Origin of the sequence: Caulobacter sp. S45 (assembly GCF_009765965.1) — a bacterium.
Classification (GTDB): Bacteria; Pseudomonadota; Alphaproteobacteria; order Caulobacterales; family Caulobacteraceae; genus CAHJWH01.
Map to the genome: position 1 here is coordinate 44022 of NZ_LMUL01000002.1, position 13729 is coordinate 57750.

A 13729-nucleotide genomic window follows, 5' to 3' on the forward strand; every position below is an offset into this window, starting at 1 on the left:
GTCAGATCTGGGTCACAGAGACGCTGGCGCCCGTGCCGGCTATCAGCGCCCGGAGCCGTTCGGCCTGGGTTCGCGGCAAGGCGATCACCAACAGCCGCTCCGCCCGCGAGGCGCCCACATAGATTTTCCGCGCCTCCTCATTGTCGGCGGCCGCGCCGCCGGCCGTCAGATGATCGATGATCCCCTTGGCCGTCGTGGTCATCACGACGCAAACGGCGGGAAACTCCATGCCCTTGACGCTGTGGATGGTCCGCGCCGGGTGGCCGTTCGGGGGTCCAGCGGCAAGGGCCTTGCCCAGGTCATCGTTCGATCGGAGCTTTTGCTTGATCGTTCCGCCCCCGAGCGGGAGCAGGGGCTCGAAAAGGCGGCGTGCTTCATCGAGCCACGCCTGCGCCGTCGCGAACCGCTCGGCGCGGAACTTCAAGGCGTCGGCGATCGCGAGCGCGCTCGGGCGCCAGTCTGCGGGCTCGATATCTGCCTCGCTCAGATGCTGATGGTAGGTCTTGACCCCAAGCTGGCCGGCAACCTGGAGCATGATCCGATGGATCGCCTCCAAGGCCTCCTTGCGCCCTCCCATCTCGAACGAGAAATGGAAGTCGCTGATGGCGACGGCCAGCCGGTAGCTGAGGTCGCGAACGCCATCATCAGGGGGATGCCCCAAGGCGTTGGCCCCGGTCCGCCGTGTGGCGGCCACCACGGGGCAGTCCTCCGCGGCGAGGCCCAGGGCGTGCGTCAGCTCGCGGAACGTCACCCCGATGGCGGCAGGCACGCCGCGGCCGGAATAGGACAGGATCCGCACCGCGGTCGGCTCATCCCGGTGCACTCCGAGCGCCTCATCGATCAGGGCTCGTTGAGGGGCCGGGCGCAGGGCGACGATCCCCCGCGCGATGTGCCGGCTGGACCGAAAGTTGCCCGACATCGGCAGGCGCTCGGCGTCGGGGAAGCTCTGGGCGAACTGGATCAGCTCGTGGGTCACCCCGCCGCGGAAGCCGTAGATCGCCTGGTTGGGATCGCAAATGACTTTCACCGGCGTGCCTGCCTTGCGGAACCAGTCGATGATCTCAAGGTCGACGGGATTGCAGTCCTGGGCTTCGTCGACGATCAGCTCTTGGAAGCGGCCAGCCAAGGCTGGACCCAGCGCCGCGCCGCACGCCGGGTCACGAAGCCGCTTCAAGGCGACCTCCCGGGCGTCGGCGAAATCGAGCTCGCCGCGGTCAAGGAGCCGTTGGCGCAGGTTCCGAGCCGCCGTCTCATGGGCCTTGATGCTTCCGCGAAAGCCGGCGCGGGTGAGTTTCTCCGCGATCGCCGCGCCGGTCGACCGATCGAAACAGTCCAACTTCAGGACCTGCGCCCCGTCATAGGGCTGGATGTCCCGGGCATCCTTGTCGGGGATCAACCTTGGTCGTTCCGCGCAGCCGTCGATCCCGAACGGCGCGATGAAAAGTTGCCACAGGAAGGCGTCGAAGGTGCCGATGAAATGCGGGAAGGCTGGCGTGTCGATTAGCCCTTCCCGGCGGAGCCTGTCTTCAAGCTCCGAAACCGCCGCGATGGTGAAGGACAGAAACGCGATCCCGCGGCCCGATCCCCGGGCGGACATGCAGCGCCGCGCCCGTTCAACCATCACCCGGGTCTTGCCCGCCCCTGGGCAGGCCGCCACGAAGGCCGAACCGCCGTGCGCGATGACGCGGGCCTGTTCGTCCGTGGGCTTGAACGGCTTGGTGATCACACCACCAAGGCCTCGATGGCCAGCTTTAGATAGCCGGGCACGGTGAAGGCGGCGTCCTGGTTGATCGCATCGGCCAACACCTGGGCGTAGTCGCCCTTCCGGGTGGTCTCGAACAGCTTCTGAACTGCGGCCGCCTGCGCAGCCCCGGCCTGACTCACCGCAGCGTCCCACTTCGCCCCTGATTGCGGATGAAGGACTTCGTAGGCCGCCTTCATCGTGGCCGCATTACCGGCGCGCACTAGCTCGCTTTCCAGCGAATAGTCATTGACGATGACGTCGAGCAGCGCCTCGGCGCCCAACCCCTTGGCCAACGCGGTCAGCTTACGCTTGCGCGCGGCCCCCGGCGTCTCCTGCCCGGCCGCTACATCCCCGCCGTCCCCATCGGTCAAAACGACCAGCCGGTCGGCGATACGCACGTCCTCGTAGGCGGTGAGCAACAACTTCGCATAGGGGTCGAAATCGACGCCGTCGATTGGGACGAACACCGCCGAGCGGAACAGCCGCAGCTTTTCGACATCGTCCTTCAGGATGATTTTCTTGGCGATCACCGGCAGCAACAGGGCTTCGGCGATGCCCTCCACCAGCAACACCCGCCCTCCGAACAGGAAGGCCGACTTCGTCACATCGAGATAGCGGTCGATCTTGCGCCGCTCGATGTCGGTCAGCGCCAGCTTCGCGAGCGGGATACACCGGGTGACCCGCCGGGGCCGACCGGCCGCAATAACGGGGTTCGGCTCGATCTCGGGCATGATCTCGGCCGGGACGCCAGCCAAGGGCTGGGCCGGCTCCTCTGTCGCAGCCGCCACCTCGGGAACAGGGTCGGGGGCTGGCGGCAAATGGGACCGGAAGAACACGAGCTTCCGGCTCTCGACCCAGGCGGACAGATTGGGCGAATGGGTCGCCACAATGATCTGAAGTTCACCTGCGGGTCCTTGGTGACCTTCGCGCGGGATACGCGACTTGGTCGCCTGTTCATCCAAGAAGCTCAACACCGCGGCCTGAAGTTGCGGGTGCAGGTGCGCCTCGGGCTCTTCGACCAGAAACAGGGTCAGGTCCGCGTCATTCACCTTCTCCAGCTCCACCGCGATGGTGGCCATGTAGAGAAGGTTGGCGTAGCCGTGGCCGGAGTAGCGCAGATCTTCCGGCTCGATCCCGTGATCGGCCAGCTTGAACCTGAGATCGCGAGCGATATCGATCAGCTTCTCCTCGCTCGCAAAGCCGAGCGAGGCGGCTTGGCGCCGAACGCCCGCCGTCAGCGCCGACAGGCCAATTTCAACCGCGCCGCCGACCTTGCCGAGAATGTCAGCGTCGGCGCCTCGACGCAGCGCCTTGGCGACTTCCTCTGGCGAACCGCCGTCCAGGAAGTGGTTGAGCAAGGCATAGATCCGGGTCGGATTGCCGGACGCCAGCGCGCGTTTGGCGTCGCGGAGCGGCGGCAGATAGACGTGACGAACGCACTCATGACAGCCGGGCTCGGGGTTGCCCCGTTGGCTGCCGGCCCACACCTGGGGTCGGACGGGGAAGCGTCCCGTGGTCTCGTCGTATTTCACGCCGAAGACACAACCCGAGATGGCCGTATCGGTCGCGGCGGTAATCAAGCGCCCTCGTTGTCCGGGGCTCAGGTCCGTGAAGGCCCCGCTGAGTTCAAACATCCTGTTTGAGCTGCCGAACCGAATATCTGTGGTTTCGCAGTAAATCTCCCGGCGGCCCCCGAGAGGCTGGGTTAAGAGCCGGATCGCGTCGATGGCGTTGCTTTTGCCGCCATTGTTCTCACCGACAAGGATTGTCAGGTCCTTGCACAGTGGGATTTCCGTCTGCTCGAAGGAGCGGAAGTTTTTGAGCCCGAGTTTCTCTAGGTACACCAGGCCCTCCCGCATCGCGTCGGGCCATCGATCTAAACCGATTCCAGGCTCCGCATTTGGCGCCATGGTGAAGCCTGGGTTGTGTTCGGGCAATACGCTGCGGACATGGCGCGCGTGAAGCCATCTTCAGACCGCTAGCTACTAGCTACCATATGGTTTGGGCGCTATTCCGCTGCCGCCTGCTGGCGACCATTGCGCCACGTCCGAAACGCGCGGTCCGATTGGATATAGGTCTCCAGCATGTGCGGGATCAGGGCCTCCAGCTCCACCTCGACGCCATAAGCTTCCTTGTAGGCGGCCCGGTAGGCCTCCAGCTCCTGACAGAGGCGGCCTTTGAGGCTGAGCCGAAGGTGCTTGGGTTCGTCGATCTCGATCTTGGGCAGGGCGACATGGGCCTGGTCACGCGTGCGCGCCATAAGCGGTCCTTTCTGAGGGTATGGAAAACTTTAGTCAGTAGGGTTCGAGCACCAGGTCCTTGCTGACTAGAACGGTGAGCGGCCAGCCCGGGCGGACCTTGATGGTCGGCTGCCGGTTCAGCTCGCGATCGACGAAACGCTGCCCAACCTGCGACGCCTGCGAGGAGACCCCGCCGGCGGCGTCGTTGAGCACCAGGTTGCCGCTGGAGCGCGCCGCCGAGTTCTCGGCGATGGCGCCGCCCACGGTGATCGCGGTTGAAAGCGCGATCGCGCGCATCATGGGACTGATGTGGCTGTCGACCTGGTCGGCGAGACCGCTGGCGCCGGACAGGTCGGCGCCCGTCATGACACCAAGATCGATGGACCGCCCATCCGGCAGGATGATGCGGTTCCACACGATCAGGGCACGGTTCTGGCCATAGGCGACCTGGCTGTCGTACTTGCCGACCAGCCGGGCGCCCTGGGGGATAAGAAGAGTCCGGCCCGTGGCGTGGTCAAAAACGCCTTCGGTCACCTGGGCGATGATCTCGCCCGGCAAATCCGAGTTGAGCGCCGTGATGAGCGCGGCCGGGATGATGCTGCCGGCCTTCACTTCGAAGGGCGAGACGGGGTGCTGATAGGCGTCGGCCACGTAGTCAGCCTTTTGGCCGGCGCTTTCGATAAAGGCGCGCTTTTGATCCTGCATGTTCTGGACGGCGCTGGCTGGAAGCATCCGGTCGGCCGCACCCGCGCCGCCAGCTGGGCCGGACGGCGTCGCGCCTGGCGCCAGCGCAGGGACCGCGAGGGGAAAACCCGAGTAGGCCGGCGCCTGGGTCGGCGCTGGGACGCCATCGGACCCGTGTGCGAAAAACGGGCTGGCTGTGCGGGCGTTGCGCGCCATGTCGATCGACTGCTGCTGGTCGGGGGAGGGGGCCTGGACCCGCGTCGCACCCGTGGCCGCGTTCCCCGGCGCCGTCGTCTCCCCGTTCGGCAGGCTCGATGCCGCCGGCGCCTGGCCGATTGGCCCGTTCGGATCGCCGTAGCTCTTGGCCAGGGTCCCGAAGTCCGGCCCGGCGAGGCTTCCGCCCGGCGTGGCGGTCTTGTCGGCATCGCCCGGCCCCTTGGCCACGGGCTTGTTCGGCCGAAAGCCGATCATCAGGGCGACGGCGAAGATGACCAGGACCGTCACGGCAATGGCCGCGACCACCTGGCGGCGATAGCGGGTGACCGGGTTGCGGGGCACGCCGAGAATGGCGGCCGCCGGCGCCTTGGGCTCCGGCCCGCCGACGGAGGCGGTATCGCTCATCCGCGGCTCCCCGTGCGGGTGATGCGCACGATGGTCTGCGGCTTCTCGCCCAAGCGCAGCTCGGCCACGTCGATCAGTCGATCGACGATGTAGAAGTCGCCTTTGACCCTGTAGTTGACCAGCTCGGCCTGACCGCCGGGGCCGACCAAGAACAGAGGCGGCGCAGCGCTCGAGCCCATGGTGGCGGGAAACTGCAGATAGGTCTTGGATCCGTCGTCGAACACCCGCGAGGGTTCCCAGGGCGGCGCATGCTTGGCCTTCGGATGCTCGATGCGGTAGCCAAAGTTCAGGCGGTCGATCGGCAGGTTCGCCTGCACGACCGGCGCGGCGTGGGCGGCGGCCGCGGTCTCGGCCAGGAGCTTGGCCTGAGCGGCGGCGGCCTGAGCCTCGCGCATGTCGTCGAGCGGATAATTCCAGGAGATGACGCTGGTGTAGATCGGCTCGTCGTGGCTGACCGCCTCCAGGAAATAGGTTCGTTGGTCGGTCGTCAGCACCAGGTTGGTCCGCTGGCCGCCGCGCACGGGCTTGAGCACCACCTCGACCTGCGCCCGGTCGCCGGCTCCTTGGCTGGTCTCGCCCACCGACCAGCGGATGGTGTCGCCCGCGGCCTTAGAGATCAGATGCTCGCCCGGCCGAAGCACGATGGTGGTCAAGAAGCGGGGACTGGCGTCGATCCGATAAAGACGTCCCGCCTCGTAGTCATAGATCAGCGCGGCGTTGACGAAGGCATTGGGCGCCGGACCAGACAAGGCGGCGGCGTTGGCGGCGCGAATGGCCCGCATCTGCGGCGTGACCGCCTCACGGCGGCGCTTGGCCATCGGCGGGACGGCGGGCGGCGGGGTTGCGGCCGGCGCGGTCGCCAACCGCGCGTAGGGGACCGGCGCGGGCGGCAGGTTTGCGGGCGCGGGCGCCGAAGCTGGCGGGATAGGCCCCGGCGCGGCGTCAGCCACGGGCGAGACGGCAAGGGCAAGGCTCGCGACGGCGGCGACCCTGAGAAGTGTGCTGGGCGTCGCCATGCTTAGAGCTCCCGACTCCATTGGAATGAGGTGATGAGCAGACCGAGCGGGTTGGCCCGTAGCTCCGCTTCGTTCAGCGGCGGCTTCTGCGTGGTGGTGAAAAGGCCCGTCCAGTTGGAGGTCTCGCCCCGGCCGCCCTGGTCGTAAACCGTCTCGCGCCACTGGACTTGGTAGGTCTTGGGCGAGCGCGGCAGCACTGAGACGACCTCGACGTCGACGGCCTCCTGGCCGACCTTGGCGAAGGGGTCGTTGGTCCGCGCGTAGGCGGTCAGCTGGACCCCGGCCTCGGCGGAGACGAAGTGATAGGCGTTGGTCCAGTTCTGCCGGACGATGATCGGGTCTGTGCTCTTGGAGCGAACCAGGCGCACCCAGTCGGCGACGAAGTAACCCAACTCGGCCTGGCTGGGGCTGTAGCCCGCGCCGGCGACCTCGATCCGGCCGGGCCGTCCGTACTTGTCGACCGGAATCACGTAGGTGGCGATGTGGGTGTTCTGGCGCTCGTAGACATAGCCGCCGAAGGTGGCCAGCTCGAGGGCCAGAAGACCGAAGGCCATCATGCGCCAGTTGCGCGCGCTGACGACGGACGAGCCGATGCGCTGGTCCCACTCCTGGGCGGCGCGCCGATAGGGCGTATCGACGGGGGTGGAGTCGCCATAGCGCTCCTGGGGTCGCGAGAAGGCCGACTTCATGGCTGGGGGGAAGCTCCCATGGCGTTACTCGCTCTTCGGATCGTTGGGATGCAGAGTCGGGGTCATGCCGGCGCCGCCGCCGTCTTCGTGCGCCTGGGTCGCCATCCGGGCGCCTTCCATGGCCACGACATCGGACAGGTTCGAGCGGCGCGCCTTCAAATTGGCCACGGTTTGCGCGGGCTCAGGCGGCGGGGGCGAGGGCGCTTCGTCTTCGTCGGCCGCGGCGCCGCGCGCCCCGCCCGAGAGGCCCCGAACGCCCGCGGCGACGAGGGACTGGACGGGCGCACGCCGGATCGAGGCGATCGTTTCGGCCGGACTGACAGGTGCTGGCCCGCCGCCGGGGGTGTCGCCCCCGCCCGAGCCGCCTCCGCCGCCGCCGCCGCCTCCACCGCCGTCGCCGTCGCCACCGCCGCCGCCACCGACGCTGGGACCGCCGCCGCCGCCGGGCGGCGCGGAGCCGGACCTTTCGCTGCCGGCGCCCGCCGCCGCATTGGCGGCGCTGACCTTGGAGGCGCCCTCGGAGCCCTGGGCGACGCCGCGCGCGACGACGGCCCCGGCCATGCGGCCGGCCAGCGCCATGCCGCCGACCCCGGCGGCCAGGGCGGCCGCCCCCGCGATGGTCGAGCCGCCGCTGAGCTGGGGGCCGCCGCTGATCAGGGCGCCGGCGATGCCGGGAATCTTCAGGGCCAGCATGAGCATGACCACGCTGGCCAGCAGCAGGCCGCACTCTTCGGGCACGGTCGGTTGAGCGGAGACGGTGTAGCTGGTGAAGACGCTCTCGCCGATGGAGACTACCAGGGCCAGGGCCATCAGCTTGATGCCGACCGAGACCACGTAGCCGATGGCGCGTTCAGACATGAAGGCCGTCTGGGCGAGGATCCCGAACGGCACCGTCACGAAGGCGATCAAGGTGACGATGTGGAATTCGATGATCGTGACCGCCAGTTCGACGCCCAGGATGATGAAGGCGATGATGATGCCGATCGCGGCCACGGCGGCGACCAGGATGACGTCGAAGTGGTTGAAGAAGCCGAGGCCGTAGCCCTGCTGCGAGAGCTGCCCGATGTACTGGACGAGGGCGAAGGCGTCCTTGAACCCGTCGCCGACGATCTTGGACGGCGAGGTCATGAAGTCGGAGATCGAGAGCGAGCCGGAGCCGGCCTTCAGGCCGAGCGCGGTGAACCCCTCGACAACGGTCACCGACAGGCTGTGCCAACTGCTGATCAGCCAGGCGAAGAAGCCGACCAACAGGATCTTGCGGATGAAGGCCGCCGTGACGTTCTGGGTCTCGTCGATGGCCCAGAGCAGGGCGGTGATCGCCACACTGATCACCACCAGGACGCCGAACACCGAACCCACGTCGCCTGAGATCAGGCCAAACCCCGAGTCGACCTGGGTGCGGAACGTGTTGAGAAAGTCGTCGAGCGCCGCAGAGTCAGCGGTGGCCATGTCGATGCCTCCCCCTCGCGCCCATCAGAGCTGGCCCGGGTTCTTCAAGCGGCTGGCCGGCGGCTGGTAGGGCAGGGCCCTTTGCGATTCCGCCTCGCCCGCCGCCTTTAGCGCGGCGAGGCAGTCCGACGCGCTGGCGCCGCCGGGGTTGGACGAACAGTCCGCCACCTCGGCCTGGCGGGCGTCGGCGTTGGCCCGGTAGTAGGCCACGTCGTGGGACGGGTGTGGCTGGCCGCAGGCGGACAGCAAGCCCACAGCGGCGCCAAGCATGAGGATCAGCCGCCGCATCACAGGTGCCCAGCGTTGGTGATGCGGCTCGCCGGCGCGGTGTAGGTCAGCGCCCGCGTGGATTCCGCCTGGGCGGCGGCGGTCTGAGCCTGCTGCTCCGCCTGAGCGGTCTGGGCCGCCCGCGCCGTGGTCATCAACAGGTTCTGCAACTGGGTCAGCTGCGTGGAGACCGTGGCCAGGAGCTGGTTGGTCGCCTGCACCGCCGCGGTCTGGCCGCCGGCGGCCTGGGACAACGTCACGGCCGAGCTCACCGCCGAGGAGGTCGTGGCCTGGCCCGCCACCACCTGGTTCTGCATGGCCATGGCGTCCTGCAGGGTCTGGCGGGTGCGCGCCTGCCAGTCGGCCAGGGCCGCGTTGATCTGGGTCGCGCTCTGCCCGGTCATCGATGTCGGGTAGGCGGTGTTGAACCCCGACGCGAGGTTGGCGGTCTGGTAGCCCAGCCCCTGCGCCTGCTGCATGATTTGCAGGGCCTGATTGCGGATCTGCAGGAAGGGGCCGGTGACGTCGCCCGGGATCGAGGCGAGCATCGACTCGGCCTGGGTGATCTGGGTCTCCATCTGCGAGATCTGTTTCAGGCTGTTGGAGACCTGAGACAGCATCTGGCCGTAGGTGGCGGGATCGTAAACCGTCAGCTGCGCGTGGGCGTTCGGCGCGGCGATCAGGGCGAGGGTCAGGGACAGGGCCGTCAGACGACGGACATGGGTCAGGCGGGTCATGCCTTTGGCTCCGGTTCAAATGAGGGGGGCGGCCACAGACCCATGCCTTCGAGGCGGACGAACTGTGGCTCAGTGATGAACCGGGCGCAGGCGACGGCGCAGCCCAGAAACAGGCCCGAGGCTAACCCTGCGGGCCGGTGTGCGGCAACGCCTATCGCCACCGTCCCCGCCGCCAGCGAGGCCGCCGCGACCAGCGTGATCCGCCGCCGACGCGGCGTGCGCGTCAGCGCGGGCGGCAACCTGGCGAGGCGGCCGAGCCTCCGGGCGTCCTGGCTGGAGAGCGCGGCCGGCCTCATCCGCCCTCCAGAAAGGCGGCCACCTCCGGCAGGCCTTTGGCGGCAAAGAACCGTGCGGCGAACCCCCCGTCGTGGGGCTCAAGGACGCGGTCGATCATCTGCTGGTCGCCGGGCGAGCTGCTGGCGACGGCGGCCAGGGCGACCGGACCCAGGCCCAGTTCGAACAGGCGGTTCCCGGCCGTCGACTGGTAGTAGTATTCCCGCTTGGGCGCGGCCTGGCTGATGATGCGGATCTGCTGGGCATTCAGTCCGAACCCTTCATAGAAGCGCGCCACCTGCGGGGTCTGGGCGTCCGGATTGGGCAGGAAAATGCGAGTCGGGCAGCTCTCGATCAGGGCCGGCGCGATCGACGACTGCGCCACATCCGCCAGGCTCTGGGTGGCGAACACTACGGCCACATTGAGCTTGCGCAGGGTCTTCAGCCACTCGCGGATCTTGCCCGCGAACGCGCCCTGGTCGAGGAATAGCCAAGCCTCGTCGAGCACCAGGAGGGTCGGGCGGCCGTCGAACCGACCCTCTAGGGCGCGGAAGATGTAGGTCAGCACCGGGACGACCGCGGAGCGGTTGGCCATCAGGTCGGCCATTTCGAACGCCTGCCAGGACGCCGCCGACAGGGTGTCCTCCTGGGCGTCGAGCAGGACGCCGTGCGGTCCGCTCAGCGTATAGGGCTGCAGAGCCGCCTTGACGGCGTGGTCCTGGATAGTCGCCGCCAGCATGGTCAGGGTCCGCTGGGTCCGCGGCGCGGCGGCCAGGTTGTTCAGCGCCGTCCAGACCTCCTCCTTGACCGCCGGGGTGACGGGCGCACCCTGGGCTGCGACCAGGTCCTGCACCCATTCCTGAGCCCAGGTGCGGCTCTCGCGCTGGTCCACGTCGGCCAGCGGCTGGAAGGCGAGATCGCCGCCGGGTCCGAGATCGAAGAAGGCGCCGCCGGCCAGCAGCGTGGCCGCGCGGGAACTCGCCCCCTTGTCGAAGATGACGACCTGGGCCTCGGGATAGCGGCGCCATTGCAGGGCCAAGGTGTTGAGCAGCACCGACTTCCCCGAGCCCGTGGGTCCAACGATCATGGTGTGGCCGACGTCGCCCTGGTGCAGGTCCAGCCGGAAGGGCGTGGTGCCGGCGGTCCGCGCGTGCATCAGGGGCGGTTGGTCGCCCGGATGGCCGCGCTTGGGCAGCTCCTCGGAGAGGTGGCCGTTGCGCCGAGGGCCCGGCCACACCGCGCTCATCGGCAGCATGTCGCAAAGGTTCAAGGTGCTGACCAGCGGTCGGCGCAGGTCGGCATAGGCCTGGCCGGGCAGGGACCCGAGCCAAGAATCCACGGCGTTGACGTCCTCCACCTTGGTGACGAAGCCGACCCGATGGATGGCGGCCTCGACCTCGCGCACCTTGGCCGCCAGGCGGTCAGGATCGGGGTCGGTCAAGGTCACCGTCGGGGTGAAATAGCCCATCGAGGCCGCGTCGCCACCGAGGATGGCGAGGGCCGCATCGGCGTCCTCGGTTCGCGCGATGGCGTCGGAATCCTCAAGCACGGTCGGCTCGCGGGTGACGGCCTCCTTGATCAGGGCCATCACGCCCTTGCGCTTGGCGAACCAGCGCTTGCGGATGGTGTTGAGGGTGGCCCGCGCATCCTCCTTGTCGAGGGGCAGATAGCGGCAGACCCAGCGATAGCCCACGCCTAGCGTGTTGAGCCGATCGAGGATCCCAGGCGAGGACGCCGACGGATAGGCCCGGATCGACAGGGTGCGCATGTAGTGGCTGCCGAGCCGCGGGTAGAGGCCGCCCTGGAAGTCGTCGTCGGTCAGGAAGGCGTCGAGATACGCCGGCGTGTCGGGCGTCTTGACCCAGTGGCGCTTGGTCGAGATGCAGGCATGCAGATAGGTCAGGGTCTCGTCGTCGCTGAGCGGCGCGACCTCGGGCATGACGCCCGCGAGGATGTCGGCGAGCTGGCGCACCGTGGCGCGAAAGTCGTTGAGCGCGGCCCGGTAGAGGGCGTCGGCGCCGCGCCCGTTTGGCAAATTCTCCACCACCAGGCTCTCGGCGCGGCCGATGGAATCCTCGGGCGGCAGATAGGTCAGGGTTAGGAAGAACCGGCTCTCGAAGTGCCGCTCCTCCGATTCAAAGGCGGCGCGGCGTTCTTCGTCGACCAGCGCCGAGACCGGATCGGGGAAGCGGCCGTCGGGGTAGTGCTGCGATGGCTCGCGAACAGCCTCGACATGGAGGCACCAACGCGATCCAAGGCGCCGCAAGGCGTTGTTCATCTGGGCCCGCGCGGCCACCAATTGGCTGTCGGTGGCGCTGGCGAGGTCGGGTCCACGGAAGCGCAGCGAGGTCTGGAAGCTGCCGTCCTTGTTGAGCACCACGCCCGGCGCGATCAGGGCCACCCATGGCAGATGGTCGAACAGCCGGGTGGCCTTCGGCCGGTACTCGCGCAAGTACAGCATCAGGCGTCCAGATACGGCTTCTGGCGCAGATGACGGCGCAGGTGATCGAAGAAGTAGGGATCGGTCTTGGTCAGCCAGAAGGCGACCGTATGAACCGCCAGGCCGAGGGGAATGCCGAGCCACGGCACCTGCAGGCCCAGCGTGATCACTGCGGCCATGGTGCCGTTCAGGATCGCCACCATGCGCGGCACGCCGGCGATGGTGATCGGCTCGGAGAGCGCGTTGTGGAAGGCGATCTCCAGGCCCTCGATGCGCCCGGACATCAGAACACCGCCCCGCCGGTGACGCTGAAGAAGCTGGTGAGGAAGGTGGTGGCGGTGAAGGCGATGGCCAGGCCGAAGACGATGCCGAGGCCCTTGCGCAGGGCGGAGCCGCCCTCGGCAAAAGCGAAGCCAAGCCCTGTGATGGCGATAGCGATCACGCCGATGGCCTTGGCGACAGGGCCGGTGATCGAGTCCGCCACGCTCTGCAGCGGCGCCTCCCACGGCATGGCCGTGCTGCTGGTGGTGGCGTAAGCGGGTTCGGCCAGGGCTAGGGCAAGCAGACCCCCAAGCAACAGCCATGGCAAAGCCTTGCGCATACAAGCACTCCCTCGTCTTCGCGAGGCCTGTGCAAATCACCTAGCCAGCGCGGCGCAATCGTGTGAGGCGCGCCGACCGTATGGCTAAGGTCGAACCTAGGACGGTGCGTTGAGATTACTTTTGCGCGACATGGCGTTTTCTTCGACCCGCAAGGTTACGGGTCAGAACAGGCCCAGTACGACGGCGCGCGCGACCGCCTGAATTCGGGTCCGAACACCGAGCGCTTCGCAGGCGTGGCCGATGTGCTCGTCGACCGTGCGGGCCGAGATTCCAAGGATGTGGCCGATGTCGGCGGAACTCTTGCCCTGGCGGGCCCAGTAGAGGCACTCCAACTGGCGCGGCCTCAGCTCCACCCCGCCACTCCTGGCGGCCTTGAGGCGACGCAGGAGCTTGGCCCCTGCGGCATGGAAGGCCGACGCCAGCGCGCCAGCCGCAGTCCGGGCGTCGATCCCCAGCTCGGCGGCGTCGCTCACCATCAGGACGGCCCGCACCCCGCCCTCGGGCAAATGGACCGGCCAGACGTAGCAGTCCGTGTGACCGTAAGAGCCGAAGCGCGCGAGGAACAGCTGGTCTTCAGCCACCTCGTGGCGCGGCGCAAGCTCGGAGAGAAAGGCCGGCTCCGCCGACCCCAGCATGTGCCGCATCCGAGGATCGACCCCAGCGAGCCGCTCGCGATCGTAGACGTCGACCCAAGCGGCATCGGGTTGACCGAACAGCACGTTCAGGGTCCGGTTCTTTGGGATTACAGACGCCTCGACGACCGAAAAGTAAGTAAACCCCATGTCATTCACGGTCGGCTTGAAGACGTCCGTCAATTCCTGAAAGGTTTGCGCTTCTGGCGCCGCGCGCAAAGTGTCAAAGACACGCTTCGCCAGCCCTCTTTGCGCTTCATAGGTCAACGTGCGTCTCGCTCCCTGACCCCTTAGAGAGCCGCTTTCTTACGTCGAGTATGAGTCGAGAATTCCGC

The 13729-nt window shown here is 67.8% G+C and carries 13 protein-coding genes; all 13 read right to left on the reverse strand.

Annotated features, from left to right (window positions below; translation table 11 throughout):
* Nucleotide 1: 1 nt before the first annotated feature.
* Nucleotides 2-1726: a UvrD-helicase domain-containing protein gene (locus GSQ87_RS01235; protein WP_216838904.1), complete on the reverse strand. Its 1725-nt coding sequence runs from the start codon at nt 1724-1726 to the stop codon at nt 2-4.
* Nucleotides 1723-3603 carry an ATP-dependent endonuclease gene (locus GSQ87_RS01240; protein ID WP_216838906.1) on the reverse strand — a complete coding sequence of 627 codons (1881 nt, stop codon included), beginning with the start codon at nt 3601-3603 and terminating at the stop codon, nt 1723-1725. Before GSQ87_RS01240 ends, GSQ87_RS01235 begins: the two co-directional genes overlap by 4 nt.
* A gap of 149 nt (nt 3604-3752) precedes the next feature.
* On the reverse strand, nt 3753-4004 hold the full coding sequence (locus GSQ87_RS01245; RefSeq protein ID WP_158912756.1) for a DUF2274 domain-containing protein: 252 nt from the start codon (nt 4002-4004) through the stop codon (nt 3753-3755).
* A gap of 34 nt (nt 4005-4038) precedes the next feature.
* On the reverse strand, nt 4039-5289 hold the full coding sequence (locus tag GSQ87_RS01250; RefSeq protein WP_158912757.1) for a TrbI/VirB10 family protein: 1251 nt from the start codon (nt 5287-5289) through the stop codon (nt 4039-4041).
* The gene (gene trbG, locus GSQ87_RS01255; RefSeq protein ID WP_158912758.1) at nt 5286-6305 is read right to left on the reverse strand and encodes a P-type conjugative transfer protein TrbG; all 1020 of its coding nucleotides are present in this window, start codon (nt 6303-6305) and stop codon (nt 5286-5288) included. Before trbG ends, GSQ87_RS01250 begins: the two co-directional genes overlap by 4 nt.
* A 2-nt stretch (nt 6306-6307) precedes the next feature.
* Nucleotides 6308-6994, reverse strand: a complete 687-nt coding sequence (gene trbF / locus GSQ87_RS01260) for a conjugal transfer protein TrbF (RefSeq protein WP_158912759.1) — start codon at nt 6992-6994, stop codon at nt 6308-6310.
* A gap of 24 nt (nt 6995-7018) precedes the next feature.
* Complete coding sequence (trbL, locus tag GSQ87_RS22970; protein ID WP_158912760.1) at nt 7019-8443, reverse strand: P-type conjugative transfer protein TrbL; 1425 nt, start codon at nt 8441-8443, stop codon at nt 7019-7021.
* A gap of 24 nt (nt 8444-8467) precedes the next feature.
* A complete protein-coding gene (locus GSQ87_RS01270; protein ID WP_158912761.1) occupies nt 8468-8731 on the reverse strand; it encodes an EexN family lipoprotein in 264 nt (87 codons plus the stop codon).
* Nucleotides 8731-9447 carry a conjugal transfer protein TrbJ gene (locus GSQ87_RS01275; protein ID WP_158912762.1) on the reverse strand — a complete coding sequence of 239 codons (717 nt, stop codon included), beginning with the start codon at nt 9445-9447 and terminating at the stop codon, nt 8731-8733. Before GSQ87_RS01275 ends, GSQ87_RS01270 begins: the two co-directional genes overlap by 1 nt.
* Nucleotides 9448-9739: 292 nt before the next feature.
* Nucleotides 9740-12181 carry a conjugal transfer protein TrbE gene (gene trbE, locus GSQ87_RS01280; protein ID WP_158912763.1) on the reverse strand — a complete coding sequence of 814 codons (2442 nt, stop codon included), beginning with the start codon at nt 12179-12181 and terminating at the stop codon, nt 9740-9742.
* Nucleotides 12181-12444 carry a VirB3 family type IV secretion system protein gene (locus GSQ87_RS01285; protein WP_158912764.1) on the reverse strand — a complete coding sequence of 88 codons (264 nt, stop codon included), beginning with the start codon at nt 12442-12444 and terminating at the stop codon, nt 12181-12183. The genes trbE and GSQ87_RS01285 overlap by 1 nt, the downstream gene beginning before the upstream one ends.
* The gene (locus GSQ87_RS01290) at nt 12444-12761 is read right to left on the reverse strand and encodes a TrbC/VirB2 family protein (RefSeq protein WP_158912765.1); all 318 of its coding nucleotides are present in this window, start codon (nt 12759-12761) and stop codon (nt 12444-12446) included. Before GSQ87_RS01290 ends, GSQ87_RS01285 begins: the two co-directional genes overlap by 1 nt.
* A 162-nt stretch (nt 12762-12923) precedes the next feature.
* Nucleotides 12924-13661 carry a LuxR family transcriptional regulator gene (locus tag GSQ87_RS22625; RefSeq protein ID WP_254062689.1) on the reverse strand — a complete coding sequence of 246 codons (738 nt, stop codon included), beginning with the start codon at nt 13659-13661 and terminating at the stop codon, nt 12924-12926.
* Between the last annotated feature and the right edge of the window lie 68 nt (nt 13662-13729).

Coding starts and splice junctions, on each gene's coding strand:
- GSQ87_RS01275 (WP_158912762.1), bottom strand. CDS start 9,447: ATGACCCGCCTGACCCATGTCCGTCGTCTGACGGCCCTGTCCCTGACC.
- GSQ87_RS01270 (WP_158912761.1), bottom strand. CDS start 8,731: ATGCGGCGGCTGATCCTCATGCTTGGCGCCGCTGTGGGCTTGCTGTCC.
- trbG (WP_158912758.1), bottom strand. CDS start 6,305: ATGGCGACGCCCAGCACACTTCTCAGGGTCGCCGCCGTCGCGAGCCTT.
- GSQ87_RS01250 (WP_158912757.1), bottom strand. CDS start 5,289: ATGAGCGATACCGCCTCCGTCGGCGGGCCGGAGCCCAAGGCGCCGGCG.
- GSQ87_RS01240 (WP_216838906.1), bottom strand. CDS start 3,603: ATGCGGGAGGGCCTGGTGTACCTAGAGAAACTCGGGCTCAAAAACTTC.
- trbE (WP_158912763.1), bottom strand. CDS start 12,181: ATGCTGTACTTGCGCGAGTACCGGCCGAAGGCCACCCGGCTGTTCGAC.
- GSQ87_RS01245 (WP_158912756.1), bottom strand. CDS start 4,004: ATGGCGCGCACGCGTGACCAGGCCCATGTCGCCCTGCCCAAGATCGAG.
- GSQ87_RS01290 (WP_158912765.1), bottom strand. CDS start 12,761: ATGCGCAAGGCTTTGCCATGGCTGTTGCTTGGGGGTCTGCTTGCCCTA.
- trbL (WP_158912760.1), bottom strand. CDS start 8,443: ATGGCCACCGCTGACTCTGCGGCGCTCGACGACTTTCTCAACACGTTC.
- GSQ87_RS01285 (WP_158912764.1), bottom strand. CDS start 12,444: ATGTCCGGGCGCATCGAGGGCCTGGAGATCGCCTTCCACAACGCGCTC.
- trbF (WP_158912759.1), bottom strand. CDS start 6,994: ATGAAGTCGGCCTTCTCGCGACCCCAGGAGCGCTATGGCGACTCCACC.